The organism is Helicobacter apodemus, assembly GCF_003097575.1.
Lineage (GTDB): Bacteria > Campylobacterota > Campylobacteria > Campylobacterales > Helicobacteraceae > Helicobacter_D > Helicobacter_D apodemus.
In genome coordinates, this window is record NZ_CP021886.1 from 169,794 (window position 1) to 193,037 (window position 23,244).

Below are 23,244 nucleotides of genomic sequence, written 5' to 3' on the forward strand. Positions count from 1 at the left end.
ATATTCTCTTTAATATTCTCTTTAATATTCTCTTTAATATTCTCTTTAATATTTAATAGAGAGAGTATGGCTACCTTTCCCCTACCACATATAATTAAACTTCCCATACCCTGTATGCATAGTGGTATTCTTAGTCCCATTCATTCCATAGTTAGAATTCTTAAGTAGGGATAAGGATTAAACCCTACCACATATAATTAAACTTCCCATACCCTGTATGCATAGTGGTATTCTTAGTCCCATTCATTCCATAATTTAAAGAGAAATAAAAAGCATCATTTAAAGGAATAACTAAAGTAGTCCCTAAAGCATATTCTAAATTATCTAATTTACTCTCTCCTCCTCCATAATACCCTATATTAGAATATCTCCCTTTAGGATTATCTACATTAGGATTCATAGTCCAATCTACTCCTGCATACACTAAAGTCTTAAAATGTTTATGCCAATCACTATATAAAGAAAGAGAGGTTTTAGTTTTAAATAAATTCATCTTATGGGTATAATTGCGTCTTGTAATAGTATTGATGGCATTACTCATCGTATAAGCTTTAGAATATCCTCCATTATAACCTAAACCTATCTCTGGAGTTAAAGTATGCTTAGTATTAAGCTTAATATTTATCCCCATATTAACATTAGCATCATAAGCATAAGATTTAGGTTCTCCTTTAAATTCTGTTTGTCCTACCCTTTCAGAAATATCATTTTGTATTAAACCAAATTGTGAAGAGAATTTAGAAAAGAGTTCATAATCTTTATAATTAAAAGGATGATAATACCTAACTCCTGCATAATAGGTTCTATTATTTAAAGCTAGAATATCTGAAGGATAAGTTTTAGAACTAAAATCATCATATCCTCCATAAATCCCATAAATATCTTTATTGTTAGGATTTAAATAACTATAACCAAAGATTACTCCTTTAGTATGTCCTTTAGAAGTTAATCCTCCATTTAAAGAAGTATTACTCTTAGAGATATAAGGAAGCATAAAGGCTAAATGATTCTTATCTTTAGTTTCACTAGATCTAAGTAAAGCATCACTCCCTAAATTATCAAAGTTTGCATAAATAGCTCCTTCCTCATAAGCCTTATTAAAGTTAGAATACACATTAGCACTTCCTTGATTATGGATTAAATTCACCGCATTCATAGCATTACCCATTACAGCATTTACAAAGTTTGCTCTAGCTTGGGTATTACTAATGAGTGTTTTTCCTAATGCTGCTGCTGAAGTCTTAGCAGCATCAACAGAAAAGCTTAGAGTTTTACTTAAAGCATCAACATTAACATTAACACTAGGATCATTGGTTTTAAATTCTGCTTTAGCAAAGACTTTAGAATTAATCTCTGCAGGATTGCTTATATTAGTATCTTGAGAAGTATCAATATTAATAACATTTTTAGGATCTTGAACTAAAGAAGAGAGATTAGTAATATTTCCTGCATCAAAGGTAACATTAGAAACACTTACAACACTTAAATTAGTTCCTGTTATTTCTAAAGGTTTAACCTCTCCTTGAGAATTTGTAGAGACTAACCATTCTTCAACTTCTACTTTACCACTTCCATTGCTTTCTATTTTCGTAGTATCACTAACTTTACCTGTATTACTAATACTTAAACTACCACTTCCATTATTTTTAATATTAGCCCCTATACTAGCATTCCCTGTATTACTAAGGGAGAGATTTCCAGAACCAGAGTTAATAATATCTGATTGTAAGGTAGCATTCCCTTCATTTTTAATAACGATAGGAGCATTACCACTTACTTCAATATTTCCTGCAACCTTTGCATTATCAGAATTAGTAATACTAATAGGAGCATTACCACTAGCACTAACTCCACCTCCTAAAGTAGCATTCCCTTCGTTTTTAATAACGATAGGAGCATCTCCACTTACTTCAATATTTCCTGCAACCTTTGCATTATCAGAGTTAGTAATGCTTAAGGGAGCATTAGAGGAAGAAGTGATAGAGCCTCCTATGCTACTATTGCCAGAGTTAGTAAGGCTTAGGGCTACATTATCTTTAGCTTCAATACTTCCTGTAATATTACCATTACCAGTATTTTCTACACTAAAGTCTTTAACTTCATCAGAGAGTGTAATACTTGCTTGAATCTCTCCTGCATTAGAAATACCTGTTTTAGCTTCTATCTTTCCTGCTATTTCAATATTACCTGTGATATGGTTATTACGAGCTACTGCAATAGCTGCTCCATTCTCACTTTTTAGTGTTGCTCCTTTTTGGATTTCTATACCTTTTACTTCGGTTTTTTGACTATGGGTGTTAATGTTGATTGCATTTTTTTTAACTTCCATTACACTACCAAGAGCTAAAGTGATTTTGCCAATATCTCTTGGAGTGTTTATATTGTCGTAATTAAAGATTTTGATTCCATCTCCATTCTCTGATATTATCGTCCCTTTATTGATAATCTCTCCTATAAAGTTGGTGGCATCATATCTAATAACATCGTTTTTGGCTTTCATTACTCCTTCATTAACGATTTTGTCTATAGTGGTGTAAGACCAACCTGCTTCAACATAAATTCCAGTGCCTGGTGAATCTAAAGTCCCTTTATTTAAAAATGTTCCTATACTACCACCATATAGAAACAAAGAAGTTATAATTCCTTTGTTGTCATTATTAAGAGTTTCAATTTTAGCATCCGTGCTAAGACTTATACCATTTAGAGTTCCGCTATTCTTAAGATTTACTATAGTCGATCTTGTGGCAGACACGCTACGCATTATTAATCCCTTATTCTCAAAATTAGTAATGCTAGTCCCATTTAAGATATTAATCCCTACTCCTCTGTTACCCTCACTCTTAATAATTCCATTCTCACCATTAATAAAACTACTAATCGTAGCTTTATTAATATATACCGCATCCCTACCACTTGTCTCTTTAGCAAGAATAGTTCCTGTGTTGTTAAAATTAGTAATGGTAGTATTAGGTTGTAAAGCAATACCATAACCTTTAGAATCTATTATTCCACTATTGCTAAAGTTATCAATAGTTCCTTGAGTGATATTAAAGTTAAATTTACCAGTATTAGTATTAGTTATGGTTCCAATATTTTCAAAAGATTGGATAGAGCTTGTATTAATACTAATATTATGATTCCCACTCCCACTAATTAATCCTTTATTGGTAATACTCTCTATCGTAGCATTATTTTGAATATTGATAGCAAAGTTAGCATTTGTATTAGTAATACTCCCAGTATTAGTAATTTCTAAGTTTTTATATTCTTTAGTTTGTGAAGCAGAGATTTGTTTATTAGTAAGTGCTTTTGTTACTTTATTAGCATTAGTATCTGTTGTTGTATCTAAAGTATCATTATCTATTGCTACCCAATTATCTTTAGCACTAATACTATGAGGAATAGTTAATAAAACACTTGCACAGATTAAAGAGAGGAAAGAGGGGCTTAGAGATTTAGGATTTAATAATTTAAAATTAATATCTCTTATTTTAGGATTAGAATCTAATGTTTTAACATTAATCCTAGAGTATAGAGGTTTAAGATTAGAATTAGAATCTAAAAACTTAGGATTAAATAATTGAGAGATTAAACTTTGAGAATCTAAAGGTTTAGGATTCATAGCTTTTGTATTGAGATTAGAATCTAAAACTTTAGGATTTAAAAGTTTAGAATATTTATAATCAAAGTTCATATTTAAACTTTGAGAATCTAAAGGTTTAGGATTACTTTTAGAATCTAATGTTTTAACATTACTCTTAAAATCTAAGTTTAAAACATAATCTTTAACATTAACCTTGATAGTCTCTATAGGAGTATTATTGCCCCCCCCCCCAGAATTTATAATAGGGCTTACATAAAAAGATTTATTACTCATAATTTCTCCTTTTTTGCCCCCCCCCCCCCTAATATATATTATATTAGGAGATTTAGGCATTTTTACTATGTATTTGTCATAAGTTATTTTTAACATTTCTAGTATAGCATAAAATTTAAACTTTATTAAGTAATATTGGGATTATTGGTTGTATTAAATTTACGCAAGGATTTCTTTGTGTAATTTAGGCATTTTATGTAGTTAGGGATTTAATAACCTATTTAGCTTAAGTAAAGGTTAAAATAAACAATTCATTTTTATAGAAATCAAAAATTATAGCGAAGCTCTAAGCGGAATCTCTTTCGTTGTTCTTCTTGACTTTGTTTATTATCATCCCAAGCGGAAGTATTTTTTGTTTTTAATAAAATCTCTTTATCGCTTTTTGTATTTAACATAGCATAATACGCTGTAATTCGGATTTGTTTTGTATATTGGTAAGTGAGAATAGGTGTAATTTCTTGGAATTTGATTTGTGCATTATAGGTATCATTGCCTCTCCCTCTTTGGAATTGTGTTTTTCCATAAGCGTATTCTATTCCTACTTTTAAGTTTTTTGTGATTTCGTAAGTGGGATTAATATAGAAAAGATTTAATGAGTTACTTTCATTTCTAGCAGGGGTTTGTGTGCCGGTATTTGGTAGCATAGAAATTGTCATTCCTGTAGCAGAGTTTTCAAAAAAGATTCTCCCAATTGGCTCACTCATATAATAACCCTCGTTATCTAAAGAAACCGTGTAGCTATCTTGTGTGTTCCCCCAATACCCTATTCTTACTCTCAAAGGAATATGGAATTTATGGAATTTAGCGCCTAATTCTATCCCAAATAAATCCGCTTTGTTTTTGAATTTGTTAGTTTGTGGATTGAGTTTTTCATTATTGTAGAGAGGGTAGAGAATACTTGTATTGCTATTATCAAGATTTGCAAAAGAGTAAAATCCATTATAAAAGAAGATTCCTCTCTCCCAAGAGAGTTGTGTATAAAGTCCAGCTTTTAAGAGATCCTTAATGTGGAATCCCCAAATCTCTGTATGAAAATTTCCATATTTTGTTTGATAATTTCCTAATGTAGCTAAAGAAAAGAATAGTTTATCAATGGAGCGATTATCCCCAAGATACCCAATATATATATCATCAACACTCCAAGAATCAAAAATAGAAGCCATAAAAGTCCAATTTTGTATATCTGAATTTGTGATGATAGCTCCTGTTGCTCTATCGTGTAAAACATCGCTATATGGAGTGTTGAGAACCATTTTGCCTAGCTTAATGCTAGTAGTATCTGTAGGGGTTAGAGTCATATTGAAATTAGAAATCCCAAAGTGTGAATCTGCACCTGCTCCTAAACCTCTCCCTAGAAAAGCACCCGCTCCATTTGTGGGAGGGTTGGATTCTGGCAACCCTTTTCCGTGATTTACATTTTGTAAAGGATTGTGATAGAGCAATCCTAAATTAAAACTTATATTATTAACAGGAGCGGTTTTAAAATCAATCGCTGCTCGGTATTGATGCCTTGCCTTTCCATTTCCATTATTGTCTTTGATATTATTTTGATTTTCATAGCGATCATCGGTATAGCGATAACGCAACATCCCCCTAACATCTATATTTTTAATAGCACTTTGTAAATCTTGTGCTGGGCTTGTAGAAACTAACCCAATCCCTAATCCTAGAATTAATAAGAATTTTTTTGACACTTGAAACTCCTTAAAAACTTTTGAGGGGATTATATTGACTTACAGCTTAAGAAATAATATAATAATTATTATCATAAATTAAAAATGAATAGTGAGGTTTTAGAGATGAAATTTTTATGGCGATTATTTTTAGGGTTTTTAATGTTCTTTGGCGGAATTGCCTTTGCTAAAGAGGAGGTTATTGTTGATGTTTTGGGTAGGGAGGTAAAAGTTAATCTTCCAGCAAAACGCATTGCGTTAGGGTTTTATTATACAGATTATCTAGCAGTTGGTGGAGTCAAGGCATTAGATAATGTTGTGGGATTTTCTAAGTCTGTTTGGACAGATTGGACTCCAGCTAGTTGGGAAGTTTATAGTAAAAAACTCCCGCAACTTCATCGGTTAGAGGATTTTGGAGAAGTGGAAGTTGGGACATTTTCTATTGAAAAAGTGCTTTCTTTAAAACCTGATTTATTAATTTTGGCAAATTGGCAGTATCAAGTGTTAGAATTAGATTTAGAGCCTATTGAAAAGGCAGGGATTCCTATTGTGGTTTTAGATTATAATCGTGAGCTTGTGCCTTTGCATATCGCTAGCACTAGAATTTTAGGGAAAATTACGGGAGAGAATAAGAGGGCAGAGGAGTTAGTAAAATTTTATGAGGATATTGCTAATAAAGTTGCGAGTAGAATTGCTAAGGCAAATCTTCCTAAGCCTAGAATCTATATAGAATTTGGAAATAAAGGTCCTAATGAATACGGCTTTACTTATGGTAAAGATATGTGGGGTTCTTTGATTGATTTAGCGGGAGGGGATAATATAGCAGCTCCTTTTGTAGAGAAATGGGCACCTATTAATCCTGAACAAATTATCGTTTCAAATCCTGATGTTATTATGATTACTGGTAGAGAGACGGAATTGGAGAAAAACAAAGAATCTATGGTTATGGGGATTGGTATTAGCAATCAAGAGGTTTTAAGGAGATTAAACGCTTATAAGAAAAGGGCGGGGTGGCAATCCTTAAATGCAATTTCTAATAATCGTCTTTATGGTCTTTATATGGGGGCTTCTAGGACTTTAGCGGATGCGGCAATGATTGAATATATCGCTAAAGCTCTTTATCCAGATTTATTTGAAGATATAGACCCTATTCAAACTTACATTGATTATCATAAGAAATATCTTCCCATTGTTCCAGAAGGGACTTTTGGGATTAGGGCAAGTCAATAATAGAGTCTATTTATGTCTAAGCAAATTGAAGAAACTTTAAAAAATCATAGAAAAAGTGAATACCGCCGTTTGGTAATTATTCTTAGCTTTTTAGTGGTTGCTTTTATATCTTTGGTTTTTGATATTGTTACAGGTCCTTCTATGTTGCCTATTAAAGAAGTTTTTTTGGCTTTATTTCATCCCATTTTTCCACAAGAGGAGATTGATAAAATTTCTTTAATGATTGTGAATGATTTGCGGTTACCTATGGCATTAATGGCATTAATTGTTGGTGCAGCATTGGGGGTAGGTGGGGCAGAGATTCAAACGCTTTTAAATAATCCTATGGCATCTCCTTATACTTTAGGGTTAGCAGCCGCATCGGGGTTTGGAGCTTCTTTAGTGATTGCCTTTGGCTCTTTTGGATTGCCTTTAATTATAGCTGTGCCTTTGGGGGCTTTTGTAATGTCGATGGTTTGTGCGAGTATTTTATTTGGTTTTGCGGGTTTAAAGCAATTTAATTCCTCCTTATTGGTGCTTGTAGGGATTGCCTTATTATTTCTTTTTCAATCGCTCCTGTCTTTGGTGCAGTATGTATCTTCACCAGAAATTTCCCAACAGATTCTATTTTGGCTATTTGGAAGTTTGCAAAAGGCTAATTGGGTCAATGTAGTGGTTGTTTTTATGGTTACTTTTGTTTGTATTTTATTGCTTTTTAGGGATATTTGGGCATTAACTGCGTTGCGTTTAGGTGAGAGTAGGGCTATGAGTATGGGGGTAAATCTTAGTAGATTGCGTTTTAAGGTCTTAGTATTTGTTTCTATTATGACAGCTACGGCTATTAGTTTTGTCGGTGTTATTGGGTTTATTGGGTTGGTTGCACCCCATATCGCAAGAATCTTAGTGGGTGAAGATCAGCGATTCTTTTTGCCTAGTGCTATGCTAGTAGGGGCTGCTTTTTTATCTATAGCTTCTGTGCTTTCTAAAGTTATTATTCCTGGAGCTTTATTTCCTGTTGGGATTATTACCTCTTTTGTGGGAGTTCCCTTTTTCTTTTGGATTATTCTCTCAAAAAGGAAGTTGGTATGCTAGTTTTAAAGGATTTAAGTATTTATCGCGGTAAGTTTTGTGTGTTAGAGGATGCTAATCTTAGTTTGCAAAAGGGAAAGGTCTATGCACTCTTAGGTGCAAATGGAGCTGGAAAGTCTTCTTTGATGAAAGCAATTTTTGGGGAAATTAAGCATAAGGGCAAGATAAGCTTTGCAGGAGAGACTTTGAATTTTTTGCAACAATATACTTGGAGAAAATCCATTGGCTATATGCCTCAAGATAATAATGTCGATGTTAGCTTAAGTGTTTTAGAAGTAGTTTTATTAGGTTTAATGGATTCTTTGGGTGTTTATATAGAGGATGAGAAAGTGCGTTTAGCTGCTAAAATTATGCAAGAATTAGGCATTATTCATCTAGCCCAAAGGGATATTACGGATTGCTCTGGAGGGCAGAGGCAAATGGTGATGTTCGCACAAGTTTTAGTGAAGAATCCTAAACTCCTTTTGCTAGATGAACCCGTGAGTGCTTTAGATATGCGTTATCAATGTATCTTACTTAATTATGTGCGAAAATATACTATTAAAAAAGGTTTGATTACCCTAATGATTTTGCACGATATTTCTTTAGCGGCACAATTTGCTGATGAATTAATCGTTTTATCTGATTCTAAGATAGCAGCTAAAGGAAGTGCGAGATGTGTTTTAACGCAAGAGCTGATAGAAAAAGTCTATAAGGTTTTGGCAAATATCTTTTATGATGATAGGAATTTGCCTGTTGTGGTTGCTAAAGAAGCGATTTAATTTAAGGAGTTATTATGCGATTTATTGTATTGTTATTCGCAATATGTGTAGCCTATGCAAAAGATTATGAGGTGAAAATGCTAGATTTAGATAAACAGGGGAATACTATGGTATTTGAACCGGGGTTTATCCAAATACAACCCGGAGATACTATTACCTTTGTCCCAACGCATAAAACCCATTATGTGCAAAGTAAGTTAATCCCTGATGATGCGGAGCATTTTTTGAGTGGGCTAGATGAAAGAGCTACCTTTAAATTTGATAAAGAAGGGGTTTATATTTATGTGTGTCCTCCCCATCAAATGATGAATATGGTAGGTATTATTCAAGTAGGTAATGCGCTTAATATTCAAAAGATTAGAGATTCTGTGCCTAAGTTAGATAGGAGAGCGCAAGTTAATAGGGGGCGATTGATTGAATACGCAAAAGCTATCAAAGAGTAGGGATTATTCTTTTTTAATTGCTACTTGTGCTCAATATCCACAAGGCAATGAGGGGTTAGTGCAGCTAAAAATGGCTTTGGAGCAAAAGGGGTTTGCTTGTTGGTTGCAAAATTGGCAAGAAATACCCCTAGATTATTTAGATACTAAGACTATTATTCTACCTTTAGCCATTTGGGATTATTCCCTGCATTATTCGCTTTTTTTAGAATTTTTAGAGAAAATAGAAGAATCTTCTTTAAGGATTGTAAATCCTTCTGCATTGATTTTGTGGAATTTACAAAAAGATTATTTATTGGATCTACAAAAGAGGGATTTACCTATTATCCCTAGTTTGGCTCTTTATCCCCATACACCTTTTTGGGAGGAGAGGATAGGGCAAAAACAATGGAGCAATCCTGTTATTAAGCCTCTAGTTGGGCAAAGTGGAATGGGGGTAGTGCGATTCAATACACAACCTTTGAGGCAAATGGATTATCCCTTAGGGGCAATGGTTCAGCCCTTTATAGAGAGTGTTTATACACAAGGGGAAGTTTGTTTGGTGTTCTTTTGCCAAGAATACCAATACGCTATCCATAGGAAACCCGCTCCTAGTGAGTGGAGGGCTAATTCTCATTATAAGACAACTATTCACGCAATAGAACCTAGCGATCAATGGGTGGAGATTGCAAAAAAGGTCGTGGAAAATCTCCCTTTTAGGGCTTGTTATGTGCGTGTTGATTTGTTGCCCCAAGATAGTCAAAGAGCTTTGATTAGCGAAGTGGAACTCATTGAACCCTCTTTATATTTTGATTATTATCCGCAAACTTCTCTACAAAGTTTCATTACAAACCTTTTAGAGTTTTTAGGGGTGTAAAATCATTAATAGGTTTAAATTTATCTTCAATCCTTATAATGGGATTTAATAAGCCTAATAGAATATTGAACTTAACTATTTTAGGGTTTGTTATAAGGCTAGAATCCTTAGTGATTTATTGATTACAATAAAATTATAAAAAGGGGTTAATAAGTCAATAAGATTTTACAAACTTAATTTACCTTTAGTATTCAATGGCTTTAAGGGGATAAGATTGATTCTAAAGTGGCATGAATAGCCTTTTTAGGATAATAATTTATATAAGGTGGTATTTTATTTCAAAGTGCTAAATTGAGAAAGTGAGTAGGCTTGATTTTGTTTAAATGGTAATTTGTTTTTTGAAACACTTTGATTTAAAATGGAAATTAAGAAAGCTTTTTTCACAAAATATCACAAAATCAATCACAAAAACCCATCTAAAAAGCGATTTTAAAAGCGTATTAAAGCATTTACAAAAATCATTACAAATTTAGAGTGCAGGTTAAAGTAAGCTGCAACTTGCTTAGAAACTTCTAGTTTTATCCTCTAATTCTTATTGATTTATAATTATTTTATATAAAGTTTATTTTCTACGCATAATGCAAAGATTGCTATTATCTTTACCTAAAAAAGATTTGTTGATATGTTGTGTTTATTTCTAAAATATTACACACCTATCCTCTTGCACTTGCGGTTATACTCATATTGTTTAGAGACTTAGGGGAACTTTGGGTAATGGGATTTAAAATCGTTGAGAGTATATTATAGGCTCGTAAAAAATGATAAAAAATTTTGTATGAAGTTTCTAAAGTATGGATTTTAAAAGAGTTTTGAATATAGAAAATACATTTATAATTTATTTGAAGTGATAAAGTATATGGCAGAGAGGAAGGGATTCGAACCCTCGAAAGCTTGCACTTTACACGCGTTCCAGGCGTGCTCCTTCAACCACTCGGACACCTCTCTATATCCCCTCAAAAAAGGGGTAGATTATTTTATAGTTACCATTTTGCGACGCAAGTAGGCAATTTTGCTTTGAAGTGGGAGGTCTTTTGGGCAAACATCGTGACAGGCAAGTAAGCTCATACAACCAAACACACCATCATCATCGCCTACTAGCTCATAATAATCCTCATTGTTTCTTTCATCGTGTGGGTCAAGCATAAATCTCACAACACGATTAAGCCCTGCAGCCCCAACAAAGTCTTCACGCATTAATTTCGTCCCGCAAGCTGCTATACAACAACCACATTCAATACATCTATCAAGTTCAAAAATTTCTTGGGCTACTTCTGGTTCTACCCTTTCTTCTAGTTGGCTCATATGTTCCACGCTTTTTTCTTGTGCGTGAATCCAGCTTTCTACTCTTTTGCTCATACCATTAAACCAATTACCGGTATCCACAGATAAATCTTTAATAAGTTTAAAGGCAGGGAGTGGCATAAGGGTAATTACGCCATCGGGAAAGTCTTTAGTTAGGGTTCTACAAGCAAGTCTTGGGCGTCCATTAATCATCATTCCACAACTCCCGCAGATTCCAGCACGGCATACAAAGTCAAAGCTTAAATCGGGATCATATTGTTCCCTAATCATATTTAAGACAATAAATACGGTCATTGAATGTGCTTCTTGGAGTTTATACTCTACAAAATGGGGTTTTGAAACCGCACTATTTGGGTTAAACTTTAATACTTTAATTGTTAGCGTCCTACCGCTATTTTCTGTGGTTCCACTCATTGTTTATCTCCTATTCTTTCATTGCGGGTTTTATAATATGCTTGTAAATCAAAAGGCATTAATGCTTCTTGAATGGCATATCTGTCCTTTCCTTGTGCTTCCATATCAGAGCGTATTTTATCAATTTCTTCTTGTCTCCTTAGACTTTCTGGGTTTTCAATAATCATTCCCTTAGCACCATATCCGCGGAATCCCGGAGCAATTTCCATTGTCGCAATATCTAGGGACTCATAGGTGAGTGTTGGCAAGGTTTGATTGGGGTCTTCCCAAGAAGCTAAAGTTCTCTTTAACCAATTGACATCATCCCTTTTAGGGTAGTCTTCACGGCTATGTGCACCTCTTGATTCTGTCCTATCTAAAGCACCTTTAGCAACACAAAGAGCGATTTTAAGCATTTTTGGGACTCTATAGGCTTCTTCTAACTCTGGATTAGCTTCTAGTCGTTTGGTTTTAATTGCGATATTTTGGGAGCGGATATAGAGCTGCTCTAGCTCATCTACTGCTTCTTTAAGATGAGTCCCATCACGGAATATACCAACCTTTTCTCCCATAATTTCTTTCATTCTGTTTTTAATTTCAAAAACATTTTCTTTACCCTCACTAGCTAAAATGTTATTAAGGTAGGTTTGTTGTTTTTGGATAAATTCTTCCACCAATTTTGTTTCAATTGTGGCATAGGTGTTTTGGCAACTTTGTGCAAAATAATCTCCGATAATCATCCCTGAAACTACCGCTTCGCTGACAGAGTTTCCACCTAATCTATTAAATCCGTGTAAATCCCAACAAGCTGCTTCACCTGCAGAGAAAAGCCCTTCTAAGGCGGTTTCCCCTTTGTAGTTTGTGCGGATACCACCCATTGAGTAGTGTTGCATAGGCTTAACAGGAGCCCATTTTTCAGCAGGGTCAATTCCTGCAAAGCACTCACAAATTTCTTGCACATCTCTTAAATTCGTTTCGATATGTTGTCTGCCTAAGATAGAAATATCAAGCCATAAATGCTCTCCATAAGGAGATTGCACTCCTTTACCCTCTCGGATTCTTTGAATCATTCTACGTGCTACAACATCACGACTTGCAAGCTCCTTTTTTTCTGGTTCATAATCAGGCATAAAGCGGTATCCATCAACATCTCTTAATACCCCACCATCTCCACGACAACCTTCAGTGAGTAAGATACCACTAGGAAAAAGTGCGGTAGGGTGGAATTGCACCGCTTCCATATTGCCTAATTTTGCTACCCCTGTTTCAAGGGCGATGGCACTTCCTATTCCCTCACAAATAACAGCATTTGTAGTATCTTTATAGATTCTTCCATATCCTCCTGTAGCGATTAATGTGCCCTTTGCGACATAGCCGATTAACTCTCCTGTGATTAAGTCTCTTACAATCGCACCATAACATCGTTTATCCTTGTGGATAAGGGCAATGGCTTCTTTTCTATCGTGGATAGTAACATCGTGTTTTAAGGCTTCATTAGCTACTGCAAATAACATAGTATGCCCTGTCGCATCTGCTGTGTAGCAAGTCCTCCATTTTTTTGTCCCACCAAAATCTCTAGAATGGATTAAGCCATGCCGAAAATCTTCTTCTGTAATAGTTGTTTTTTGAGCGTTAATAATGGCGGTTCTGTCCCCTTTTTTGATTCTCGTCCAAGGGACACCCCAAGCAGCTAGTTGTCGGATAGCTTTAGGGGCAGTTGTAACAAACATTCTCGCTACTTTTTGGTCGCAACCCCAATCACTTCCCTTTACGGTATCAGCAAAGTGCAAATCCTCATTATCCCCATCACTCATTTTGGAGTTACCAAGACTTGCTTGCATACCACCTTGTGCGGCTGCAGAATGGCTTCTTTTTACGGGAATTAGGCTTAAAACAATAGTATTTAATCCCTTTGATTGACAAGCTACTGCAGCTCTAAGTCCTGCTAAACCTCCGCCAATTACTAGTGAATCGCAATATATAATTTTCATTTATAACTCCTCATTTTTTACCATAGAGTGTATGATCTAGAGTTTTCATATCTTCAATGCTTGTATTAGGGGATATATCTTGTGATAGCCCGATTTTTACATATGCCCCAAAGGTTAATAACCCAAGAGCGATAAAGAAAATACTCATACCCTTTTTGATATTTCTTAAAGTGTTTAAACCTAAGTTTTCAAACCAACCCCATTTTACACAGAGGCGGTATAAACCAATAGAGGCGTGTAATTCCACTGCAAAAAGTAAAAAGATATATAAAATCCAAAAATGCTGATGCACGAAGCGGTAAGCTGAAGCATTAGGTCCAATAGTATCTGGAGCTGTTAGCATCACAAATAAATGCACACTGGCTAAAAAGAATAATGCAAAGCCACTACAGGCTTGAATCCACCATAGTGATGTATCGCCGTGTTTCATTAGGGTTTTATGTGTTTTAAAAATACTGAATTGCTGAAAATTAATAGGAAATTTTCTTAATGCCAAAAAAGCATGGACAACAAAGGCTACAATCACAATTATTGCGACAATGCTAACGAGGAATGGTTGTTCTTTTTCTAAGAATACACTCCCTTCAAAAAATTTTGTTACTTTATACATAATTTCTTGACCCAATAAGATACTAGAGACAAAAAACATATGTGCTATCATAAAAAGTGCTAGAAATAAGCCTGTAGCACTTTGCCAAAAATCTAAACGCGCAGGAAGCTTGCTTTTTTTGCGCTCTGGAGTTATTTTTAAATAACCTTGGATAATTCCTTCATCATTTTGCATAAAATCCTCCCAAAGTGGAATATTTGAGTGCTTTCGCACGACATTTAGCTTAAAACTATAAAAACAGAGTATTATAAGACAAAATCAATTAAATTTTATTAAATATTTAAAATGTAGAGTGCAAAATTTATGTTTGTGTGGCTAGGGATGTTGATAAAAAATGTAACTTTTAAAGAAACTTAAAGGATAAAAAAGTATTATCCAGCTTGTTATAGATATTTGCATAGAAAAAAATTACTCTAAAGAATACGATTATATTTGTTAAGGAGATATTGTAATGATGCCTTTTAGTGATGAAGAATTATTAAAGCCTGTTGAGATTGTAATTGATAAAGTGCGTCCAATGTTAGTAGCTGATGGGGGAATGTAACTTTATTAAAAATTGAAGAAGGTAAGGTATATGTTCGTTTAGAGGGAGCCTGTAAAGGCTGTGCTAGTAGCTCTAGGACTTTGAAGTTTGGTATTGAACGGGCTTTAAAGGATGAGATTCACCCAGAAATAGAGCTTATTAATATCGCTTAAAGTAAAAATAATGGTTTATTACTGGAAAAATAAAATCAAAGAACACTTTATTAAACGGCGTTATTTAGAGGTTTTGAAAGATTGTTCTTATTTATATGCAAAAATTATAGCAGAGTTAGATTCTAAAATGGTAAAACAACAATCTAAACTCAATGAAATGAAAACCATTAAAGTGTTTTCTATGCTTGCAGATATGGCATTAGAGCACGAAGAGGAAGCAAGGGCTTTATTTGAATATTATCAAGTAACAAAAACAAAAAATAATTGGCAAGCTGAAGAGAGTATTATAGAGATGATTGGGAATTTTGATAAGAATCTCTGTGAGTTAAGTATGGTTATACAGAGTATTCAAGATATTGATATTGATAAAAATGATGGAATTTTGTATAAAGACTTTAAAGAATTAGAGAAAGATATTGGATTTAAGGAAGCTTTTGAAGATTTAATGTTTAGCTCTAAGATTATTTTTACCAATAAAAATGATTTTTTATATTTTGTTAAAAATCTTGTAAAGTTTGGTTATGAAGATATTGCGATGAATTATTTTGAAAATTCTGGCAGTTTTTTGTTTTTTGATAGAGATTTTTTAAATTTTTATAAAGAAATTTTACAAAATAGAAAGCATTAATGAAGTTTTTGCTACGAAACCCTAAAACCTTTTGTTTTATTAGTGATGATTCAAGGGAAGATTCTAAAGATTGTGCGTTTTTGGTTACACAAAGCTCTCAAAAATATTTGCAACACGCTAGAGAAAATGGTTTTAAAGATTTCTTGACACCGCAGGAGTTGGGGAAATATTTAGATTTAAATTTGAAAATTATTGGGATTACTGGCACTAATGGTAAAACAACAACTGCTGCGATGATTTATTCCATTTTGTTGGATTTAGGTTATAAAGTAGGGCTTTTAGGAACAAGGGGATTTTTTATCAATGAAAAGCAAAAGCGTCCTAAAGGCTTAACAACTCCTAGTCTTTTAGAGATTTATTCTGCTATTGATGAAGCGAGGTTAGAGAAATGTGAATATTTCGTTATGGAGGTTAGCTCTCACGCGATTATTCAAAATAGAATAGAGGGTTTAATATTTGATTTACGCATATTAACAAATATTACAAGCGATCATTTAGATTATCATAAGACTTTAGAAAACTATATTGCTACCAAAAATTCTTTTTTTATGAATCCTAATGATAAGAAGCTACTTAATAAAGATGAACCAAAAGCTCAATATGCCCTGCAAAATACGCTTACTTATGGGATTGAATCTAATGCAACCTTTAGCGTAAAAGCTTATAGTCTTAGAAATGGAATTACTGCACAAATTACCTATGGTAAAGAAGAAGCTACTCTTGATGTAGCTTTTTTTGGTAAGCATAATCTCTACAATGCTCTAGCAGCTATTGGGGCTGTTAAGATATTAGAGGATTTACCATTAGAGAGCATTATTGCTAAATTAGAGGGTTTTGGTGGGGTTAAAGGTCGTATGCAAGTGGTTAGTGAAAATCCACTTGTTATTGTGGATTTTGCGCATACAGAGGATGGAATGGAGAAAGTTTTTGAATCTTTTTTGCATAGGAAAATTGTTGTTGTTTTTGGTGCTGGAGGAGATAGGGATAGATTAAAGCGTCCAAAAATGGGTTTATGTGCGGCAAGATATGCCCATACACTTTACCTTACAAGTGATAATCCAAGAAGCGAAAATCCTTTGCAGATTATAGAAGAAATTTTATCAGGAATCCCCGAAGAGTTACGAAAAAAAAGGAATATTTATGTAGAAGAAAATCGTTCTTTTGCTATCAAAAAAGCCTTAGAAAATCTACAATTAGATGAGGTATTGCTTATCTTGGGTAGGGGTGATGAGAATTATCAAATTATTGGTGAGGAGACTTTAGAATTTGATGATTGCAAGGAAGTTGAAAAATATATCAAAAATAAAGTATTTTAGGGATTTATTGGGGTTTTATTGACTGGGATAGAGATAATTTTCTTTGACGAGTAATTCTACCACTTCTTTAAAGAGTGGAACGGCTGTCGTCGAAGCAAAATAGGCTTCTATTTCATTAGGTTCAAAAACACTAATGCCAATGGTGTATTCATTGCCTTTTGCGTCACTTACAAAGCCAAAAAATGAGCTATTATATTTGCGGACATATTTACCCCCCTGTGCTATATGTGCTGTGCCTGTTTTACCTCCTATGGTTAGCCCTTTAACTTGAGCACTTCTTCCTGTGCCTTCTTTGACGACTTTAATGAGCGTATTTTTAACTTCCATAGCGGTCTTATCGCTTAAAATTCTAAGGGGTTCTTGGTGTTTGAGTTTATAGCGGATTTGTTGAGGATCTTGTAAATATTCTACAATATAAGGATTATAAGCGATTCCGTGATTGACAATCGTGTTATAACCTTTTAGCATTTGCATAAAGGTCGTTCTTAAACCATAGCCATAAGAAACGGTTGCTTTATAAACTTCACTTCTAAATCGTCTTATATCCGGAATGGTTCCGTTTTTTTCATAAAGAAGATCAATGCCTGTTTGTTTTCCAAACCCAAAGGCTTGTAAGCTTTCATAATATTCTTGAGGTTCTAAACGTTGAGCGATTTTCGCCATTCCTATATTACTTGAGTAGAGCAAAATCTCCTCTACACTAGAGGATTGAAGTTTGTGTGTATCGGTAATATAGAAGTTGTGTAATTTATAACGTCCATTTTCTAAAAAAATATTTTCTGTGGGAGAAATGAGATTTTTATCTAATAAGATAGAATAAATAATAGGTTTTATAATGCTTCCAGGCTCATAAGAGTATTCAACGGCACTTGCATTTAAGGCAGGATAATCCTTTTTGGTAATGGCATTAGGGTTAAATCTAGCACTACTAGCTAAAGCGATAATTTTTCCACTTTTGCTTTCCATAATACCTACTAAGATTTCTTTTGCTCCTAATGCGATTTTATTTTTATCAGTTAGCCGTTCAATCTTTTTTTGGAGCTTTAGGGGAATACTTGAGATAATATCATACCCATCTATTCTATCTTGAAAATTAGAATCTTTGTTTAAAATCACATTAAAGCCAATATCTCTTTTACCTATCATTAATAAATCGTTAATAGGTTTTAATTCCTCATTAAAGCTTCTTTCAATTCCTTTAACTCCTGTTACACGAGTGATTCTCTTATCATTTTCTTTATAGATATAGCCTAGAATTGGCTCCATAGCATCATTATAGAGATAATCTCGAGATTCTCCGCTCTCAACAATGGATAATCCATATTTGAAAATATTTCCATTTTTATCTTCATAGGAGCGGAATACATTAAGTGTGTTAAGCTTGATATTGAGTTGTTTTAAGTAACTTGCACTTTTAGAATCAATATCATAAGAGAGGACAACATTCCCTTTTTCTTGGAGTTTTAATTCAATCTCATCGCGTGGAATTTTGCTATAAATAGAAAAAAGGCTAACAAATAAATCTTTTTTTTGAGGGTCGATATTGTAGGTATTCACAACGGCTTTATAGATTTTTTTGCTAGAAGCTAAGAGGAATCCATCACTGCTATAAATAGAACCTCTAATGGCACTTTCTATTTTTTTAGCTTGAAAGTTAGGGAGTTTTCTATCGGTGATAAGATGATAAAAGGTAGTGCCTAAAAAAAAGCAAAAACCCGCCCCTATACTAAGAAAAAGGAGTAGGATTTTTCCTGTTTTTTTAGAATCACAATTGTGCATTACATTTGAGTTTTAATAAGCTCTTTGTAAGCACTAATAGCTTTGTTTCTTACTTCTAGCATTAATTTCATACTATTTTCAGCTTTTCCTATAGCCACAGCGGCTTGGTGCAAATCTTTAATTTGCCCTGTTGCCATATCCGCCATAGCCTCTTCGCTAACTTTTTGGCGGGCATTGACTTCATCTACCGCTTCTTTTAACATATTCCCAAAAGTTTTATTTGAGGGGTTTAAATTATGGTTTGGCGATAGATTTGGGACATTTTGTAATTTTGATTCTAGCTTTTCTAAATCCATACCATATTTTTTAATTTCCATTTATATTCCTTTATGCTTGGAACATAGAAATAGCAGTGCTTGCCATATTTTTAGCACTTTGGAATGCAGCAACATTAGCTTGATAAGCTTTAGTTGCTTCAATCAAGTCTGCCATTTCCACGACAGGATTGATATTAGGATAGGCAACATAACCTTCCGAGTTGGCATCTGGATGGTTTGGCTCGTATTTCATTTTAGGTTGTGCGTCATCCCTGACAATCTTATCTACATATACGCTCATAAGCGTAGGTGTAGGCTCTAATCCTTTATCAAAAACATCCATTTCATCTAATGGATCTTCGTATTTTAGCAAATTATTACTTTTTTCATACTTTTGATTTAAAACTTTATCAAAATCAAAAGCCTTAAGCACTAATTCGCGTCTTCTATAAGGTCCGCCCTCATCAGTTCTTGTGGTATTTGCATTAGCAATGTTACTAGAGATTAAATTAACTCTTTGACGTTGTGCGGATAATCCATAGCCACTTATATCAAAGCTAGATAAAAACATTAAAAATCTCCTTAAATATTTCTTGAAGATTCAAGGGCGTAAGCATAAATTCCTGCTTGTTTCCTTAAAGCACCAACTAAAGCTTGATACATAATATCATTTTTTCCCATTTCGGTAGTTTCTATATCTATATCAACACTATTTCCATCATTTCTACTTAGGTGTCCATCACGATAAAAGATAGTTGGACGATTATTATTCTTATGTTCTAAAGGCAGGAGATGATTAGCATTGGTAATAGCGACTTTTAATTCTAGTTTTCTCTCACGATTAAATATTTCATCGGATTTTTTTGCTAGCATTTGTTCAAAATTTATATCTTTTGGGCGATACATAGGGGTTGAAATATTAGCAATATTGCTTGCAATCATATCTCTACGCAAAGCTCTATAATCGAGGGCTTCTTGTGCTAACTCTCTTGCTTGACTATAACTAAAAATACTCATTTTAAATCCCCTTTTAGAGATGAATAATATCTGTTTTTATGTAACCTAAGCAAGTATTATTCCAGTTTTAATAATACAAGTTTAAGCATAAAAACTATATCTTAACCTAAAGAAAAAAATTTTAAGAATCTAAGATAATTTTTAGGTTTGAGTGAAGTTAGAGAGTTCAAGCAATGGAGCAAAAATTAAAAGTTTCCCTAATCCAAATGCATAGTATCCCACAAAATGTTGAGGGTAATTTAGCACTTGCGTTAAATTTAGCCCAAAAGGGTGTTGAAAATGGTTCAAAACTTATCGTATTTTCAGAGCTTTTTGATAGTGGTTATTGCGTGGAATTAGAGGATTATAAATACGCAAGTGATTTTGAAAATTTTAAAGATTCTAAAACCTTGCAACCCCTTTTAAAGTTTTGCCAACAACATAAAGTCTATGTAGTAGGCTGTATCATTGAAAGAGATAGCAAACATAATACCTTTTATGATACCGCCTTTATTTTAAACCAAAAGGGCTTAGTGGGTAAATATAGAAAAATTTATTTGTGGGGGGATGAGAGCAGACGCTTTTGTAGGGGTGAAGATTATCCTGTTTTTAGTTTAGATTTTGGGGGCTTTAAAGTTAAAGTTGGTTTGCAGATTTGTTATGAGATAGGCTTTAGTGAAGGAGCTAGGATTCTAGCTTTAAAGGGTGCGGATATTTTGATATTTCCATCAGCTTTTGGAAGGGCAAGGCTTTATGCTTGGAATCTCGCAAGTAGGGCTAGGGCATTAGAAAATGGAGCTTTTGTTTTAGCGATTAATCAAAGTAAAAGCCAAAATAGTCAATTCACCCATCAAAAAATACATTTTGCTGCGAATTCTCAAGTTATTAATCCCCAAGGGAAGGTTTTAGCAAGAGCAAGAAAAAGCAATGAAGTTTTGATGTGTGAGCTTGATTTAGGAGAATGCACTAAACAAAGAAAAGCAATTCCTTATTTGCAAGATATTGATGTATCTTTGCAAATAAAAGCTCTACAAAGTTTAGATTAAACTTTGATTAAATAATTTAAGGAGTAAAAATGGCAAAAGAAATTTTAGTTGGTTATGGTATAGATATTGATGCAGTTGCAGGTTGGCTTGGAAGCTATGGAGGTGAGGATTCTCCTGATGATATTTCACGAGGATTATTTGCAGGAGAAGTTGGAATCCCACGACTTTTGGACCTCTTTAAAAAATATGATTTAAATACTACCTGGTTTGCACCTGGGCATTCTATTGAAACCTTTCCAGAACAGATGAAAATGATTGTTGATGCCGGGCATGAGATTGGAGCACACGGGTATTCACACGAAAATCCCATTGCGATGACTCCTAAGCAAGAGGAGGATGTTTTATTAAAAAGTATTGAACTTATTAAAGATCTAACAGGCAAAAAGCCCACAGGTTATGTCGCTCCTTGGTGGGAGTTTTCTAATGTAACCAATGAGCTTTTATTAAAACACGGAATTAAATATGATCATTCTTTAATGCATAATGATTTCACGCCTTATTATGTCCGCGTAGGTGATAAATGGACGAAAATTGATTATAGTGCAGAGGCAAAAGATTGGATGAAGCCTCTTATTAGGGGAGAGGAGACAGATTTAGTAGAGATTCCAGCAAATTGGTATCTTGATGATTTGCCCCCTATGATGTTTATTAAAAAATCCCCCAATAGTTTTGGGTTTGTTTCCCCCGTGATATTGGGCAGATGTGGATTGATCAATTTGATTGGGTGTATGAAAATATGGATTATGCGGTATTTCCTATGACTATTCACCCTGATGTAAGTGGTCGTCCGCAAGTGCTTTTAATGCATGAGAGGATTATAGAGCATATTAATAAGCACGAGGGTGTAAGGTGGGTTAATCTTAATGAAATGGCAGATGATTTTCTAAAAAGAAGCCCTAGAAAGAAATAAGGAGGCTTAAGCCCTCCTAATAGGAGATATTATGTGTGTTTTATGCGGAGAGTTGATTACTAATATACATTGGAGTGAGGGTGTAAGCTCTGATGAAAAAGAAGTGGTTGTAGGGGATAAGCAAAGAGATAGAATGCGTCAAAGATTGCAAAAGGTTCAAGTTGTGAATAAGGTTTTAAGCTTCTATGGTTTGCAACTAAAGGAGTGGAATGCTTCTAAATTTGTCTTAAGCGATAAAAAGGGAAATACCAAGATTATTAATCATTTAGGAGAACTTTGGGAGAGGGCAGATTCCCTAACTTCTAAAGATATTGATGTTTTAGATACAAAACTTTTGGGGTTTTTACAAGAACATTATGGCTAAGATACCACTTACTATTATCACAGGTTTTTTAGGAAGTGGTAAAACCACTTTTTTAAGTGAGATTTTACAGAACAATGCGGATAAAAAATTATCGATTATTGTTAATGAATTTGGTGAGGTAGGATTAGATAATACTATTTTAAACCAAGCCATTTATCACCTACAAGAAAGAACGATTTTATTGCAAGGTGGTTGTGTTTGTTGCAATAAACGCGAAGATTTGGTGCTTCAACTTAAAGAAATTTTAAATAATGCGGATATAGAGCATATTATTATAGAAACTACCGGACTTGCTAATCCCGCACCTATTATTTTTAGCCTTCTAACTGATAGTGTTTTGCAACACCACTTTTTTGTGAATGAGATTCTAACTTGTGTGGATTGTTTAAATGTATTTTCGCATTTACAGCAAGAGGAAGCAAGGCTACAAATTGCTACTTCTGATAAGATTGTATTAACTAAGCAAGAGCTTTTTGAGGGGGATTTTGAGGAGATTATAAATTGCGTTGCAAATCATAATGCCTTTGTTGAAATTCTGCCTAAAAATCGCATAGATTTTAAGGATATTCTAACCCCAAGAGAGACTAAACGTTTAATTCCTCTACAAAGGAATTTGCACCAAGATACTACTTATTCTCTCTCTATAAGTTTTCAAGGCTTTTTAGATTGGAGTGTTTTTAGTATATGGCTTAGTATGCTTTTATATAAATATGGTGAGAAAATTTTACGCTTTAAGGGTATTTTAGATACGAATGAGGGGTATCCTATCGCTATTAATAGTGTATTGCATATCATTCATCCACCTTTACACCTTAAAACTTGGGATAAAGAAAGAGGTTCGGAGCTAGTATTTATCTTTAAAGATATTCATAAAGAGGATTTATTGGAATCTTTTAAGGTTTTTGCGCGTTTATTGCAACAAAAAGTTGTGATTAGCATTCATTAGGTTTGTATTAAAAAGCTTATAAACTTAATCCCTTGTAAATTTATCCTCTTATGTTTAGTTCTTCTTGTGTATATGAGACTTGATAAATAAGTTTTTAATGGATTT

Annotated in this window: 19 protein-coding genes, 1 tRNA gene and 2 pseudogenes; 12 read left to right on the forward strand and 10 right to left on the reverse strand. The window is 33.9% G+C overall.

The genetic code is table 11. The features are described from left to right. Positions 1 to 184 precede the first annotated feature (184 nt). Complete coding sequence (locus CDV25_RS00845) at positions 185 to 3,877, reverse strand: autotransporter outer membrane beta-barrel domain-containing protein (RefSeq protein WP_108910362.1); 3,693 nt, start codon at positions 3,875 to 3,877, stop codon at positions 185 to 187. Positions 3,878 to 4,143: 266 nt separating this feature from the next. Next, positions 4,144 to 5,571 carry a major outer membrane protein gene (locus tag CDV25_RS00850; protein WP_162550380.1) on the reverse strand — a complete coding sequence of 476 codons (1,428 nt, stop codon included), beginning with the start codon at positions 5,569 to 5,571 and terminating at the stop codon, positions 4,144 to 4,146. A gap of 105 nt (positions 5,572 to 5,676) precedes the next feature. On the opposite strand from CDV25_RS00850, the gene CDV25_RS00855 reads away from it, so the two are divergent. From CDV25_RS00855 to CDV25_RS00875, 5 genes are read left to right on the forward strand one after another with little or no spacing between them, the layout of a single operon-like run. Further along, the gene (locus tag CDV25_RS00855; RefSeq protein ID WP_108911793.1) at positions 5,677 to 6,780 is read left to right on the forward strand and encodes an ABC transporter substrate-binding protein; all 1,104 of its coding nucleotides are present in this window, start codon (positions 5,677 to 5,679) and stop codon (positions 6,778 to 6,780) included. Positions 6,781 to 6,792: 12 nt separating this feature from the next. Continuing rightward, the gene (locus CDV25_RS00860; protein ID WP_108910364.1) at positions 6,793 to 7,851 is read left to right on the forward strand and encodes a FecCD family ABC transporter permease; all 1,059 of its coding nucleotides are present in this window, start codon (positions 6,793 to 6,795) and stop codon (positions 7,849 to 7,851) included. Next, the gene (locus CDV25_RS00865) at positions 7,845 to 8,609 is read left to right on the forward strand and encodes an ABC transporter ATP-binding protein (RefSeq protein WP_108910365.1); all 765 of its coding nucleotides are present in this window, start codon (positions 7,845 to 7,847) and stop codon (positions 8,607 to 8,609) included. The genes CDV25_RS00860 and CDV25_RS00865 overlap by 7 nt, the downstream gene beginning before the upstream one ends. Before the next feature lie 14 nt (positions 8,610 to 8,623). Beyond that, entirely contained in the window at positions 8,624 to 9,052 is a 429-nt protein-coding gene (locus tag CDV25_RS00870) for a plastocyanin/azurin family copper-binding protein (RefSeq protein WP_108910366.1), read from the forward strand. Continuing rightward, positions 9,024 to 9,905 carry an ATP-grasp domain-containing protein gene (locus CDV25_RS00875; protein WP_108910367.1) on the forward strand — a complete coding sequence of 294 codons (882 nt, stop codon included), beginning with the start codon at positions 9,024 to 9,026 and terminating at the stop codon, positions 9,903 to 9,905. Before CDV25_RS00870 ends, CDV25_RS00875 begins: the two co-directional genes overlap by 29 nt. Before the next feature lie 857 nt (positions 9,906 to 10,762). Here CDV25_RS00875 and CDV25_RS00880 read toward each other — a convergent pair. The 4 genes from CDV25_RS00880 to CDV25_RS00895 all read right to left on the reverse strand — a co-directional run bounded on the left by CDV25_RS00880 (position 10,763) and on the right by CDV25_RS00895 (position 14,375). Then, positions 10,763 to 10,850: transfer RNA gene (locus CDV25_RS00880), tRNA-Ser, on the reverse strand. A 24-nt stretch (positions 10,851 to 10,874) separates the two neighbouring features. Then, positions 10,875 to 11,621 carry a fumarate reductase iron-sulfur subunit gene (locus CDV25_RS00885; RefSeq protein WP_108910368.1) on the reverse strand — a complete coding sequence of 249 codons (747 nt, stop codon included), beginning with the start codon at positions 11,619 to 11,621 and terminating at the stop codon, positions 10,875 to 10,877. Beyond that, complete coding sequence (locus CDV25_RS00890) at positions 11,618 to 13,591, reverse strand: fumarate reductase flavoprotein subunit (RefSeq protein ID WP_108910369.1); 1,974 nt, start codon at positions 13,589 to 13,591, stop codon at positions 11,618 to 11,620. The genes CDV25_RS00885 and CDV25_RS00890 overlap by 4 nt, the downstream gene beginning before the upstream one ends. Before the next feature lie 10 nt (positions 13,592 to 13,601). Then, positions 13,602 to 14,375 (reverse strand): fumarate reductase cytochrome b subunit, encoded by a 774-nt coding sequence (locus CDV25_RS00895; protein WP_108910370.1) that lies wholly within the window; start codon positions 14,373 to 14,375, stop codon positions 13,602 to 13,604. Between the two features lie 277 nt (positions 14,376 to 14,652). On the opposite strand from CDV25_RS00895, the pseudogene CDV25_RS00900 reads away from it, so the two are divergent. From CDV25_RS00900 to CDV25_RS00910, 3 genes and pseudogenes are all read left to right on the forward strand, one after another. Next, positions 14,653 to 14,897 (forward strand): annotated as a pseudogene (locus tag CDV25_RS00900) (NifU family protein). A 10-nt stretch (positions 14,898 to 14,907) separates the two neighbouring features. Further along, on the forward strand, positions 14,908 to 15,525 hold the full coding sequence (locus CDV25_RS00905) for a hypothetical protein (RefSeq protein WP_108910371.1): 618 nt from the start codon (positions 14,908 to 14,910) through the stop codon (positions 15,523 to 15,525). Next, positions 15,525 to 16,841 carry a UDP-N-acetylmuramoyl-L-alanyl-D-glutamate--2,6-diaminopimelate ligase gene (locus tag CDV25_RS00910; protein WP_108910372.1) on the forward strand — a complete coding sequence of 439 codons (1,317 nt, stop codon included), beginning with the start codon at positions 15,525 to 15,527 and terminating at the stop codon, positions 16,839 to 16,841. Before CDV25_RS00905 ends, CDV25_RS00910 begins: the two co-directional genes overlap by 1 nt. A gap of 15 nt (positions 16,842 to 16,856) precedes the next feature. Here CDV25_RS00910 and CDV25_RS00915 read toward each other — a convergent pair whose 3' ends face one another. The 4 genes from CDV25_RS00915 to flgB are packed head-to-tail and all read right to left on the reverse strand — an operon-like array spanning position 16,857 to position 19,894. Next, the gene (locus CDV25_RS00915) at positions 16,857 to 18,620 is read right to left on the reverse strand and encodes a peptidoglycan D,D-transpeptidase FtsI family protein (RefSeq protein WP_108910373.1); all 1,764 of its coding nucleotides are present in this window, start codon (positions 18,618 to 18,620) and stop codon (positions 16,857 to 16,859) included. Beyond that, positions 18,620 to 18,937: a flagellar hook-basal body complex protein FliE gene (fliE, locus tag CDV25_RS00920; protein WP_108910374.1), complete on the reverse strand. Its 318-nt coding sequence runs from the start codon at positions 18,935 to 18,937 to the stop codon at positions 18,620 to 18,622. The genes CDV25_RS00915 and fliE overlap by 1 nt, the downstream gene beginning before the upstream one ends. A 10-nt stretch (positions 18,938 to 18,947) precedes the next feature. Further along, a complete protein-coding gene (flgC, locus tag CDV25_RS00925) occupies positions 18,948 to 19,448 on the reverse strand; it encodes a flagellar basal body rod protein FlgC (protein WP_108910375.1) in 501 nt (166 codons plus the stop codon). Positions 19,449 to 19,459: 11 nt separating this feature from the next. Then, the gene (gene flgB, locus CDV25_RS00930) at positions 19,460 to 19,894 is read right to left on the reverse strand and encodes a flagellar basal body rod protein FlgB (RefSeq protein ID WP_108910376.1); all 435 of its coding nucleotides are present in this window, start codon (positions 19,892 to 19,894) and stop codon (positions 19,460 to 19,462) included. A 173-nt stretch (positions 19,895 to 20,067) separates the two neighbouring features. Here flgB and CDV25_RS00935 point away from each other — a divergent pair, with 173 nt between their 5' ends. The 4 genes and pseudogenes from CDV25_RS00935 to CDV25_RS00950 all read left to right on the forward strand — a co-directional run bounded on the left by CDV25_RS00935 (position 20,068) and on the right by CDV25_RS00950 (position 23,139). After that, positions 20,068 to 20,919, forward strand: a complete 852-nt coding sequence (locus tag CDV25_RS00935; protein WP_108910377.1) for a carbon-nitrogen hydrolase family protein — start codon at positions 20,068 to 20,070, stop codon at positions 20,917 to 20,919. 29 nt (positions 20,920 to 20,948) lie between these two features. After that, a pseudogene (locus tag CDV25_RS00940) lies at positions 20,949 to 21,829 on the forward strand (polysaccharide deacetylase family protein). A 31-nt stretch (positions 21,830 to 21,860) separates the two neighbouring features. Beyond that, entirely contained in the window at positions 21,861 to 22,193 is a 333-nt protein-coding gene (locus CDV25_RS00945) for a hypothetical protein (RefSeq protein ID WP_034552558.1), read from the forward strand. Then, the gene (locus CDV25_RS00950; RefSeq protein ID WP_108910378.1) at positions 22,186 to 23,139 is read left to right on the forward strand and encodes a CobW family GTP-binding protein; all 954 of its coding nucleotides are present in this window, start codon (positions 22,186 to 22,188) and stop codon (positions 23,137 to 23,139) included. Before CDV25_RS00945 ends, CDV25_RS00950 begins: the two co-directional genes overlap by 8 nt. Positions 23,140 to 23,244 lie beyond the last annotated feature (105 nt).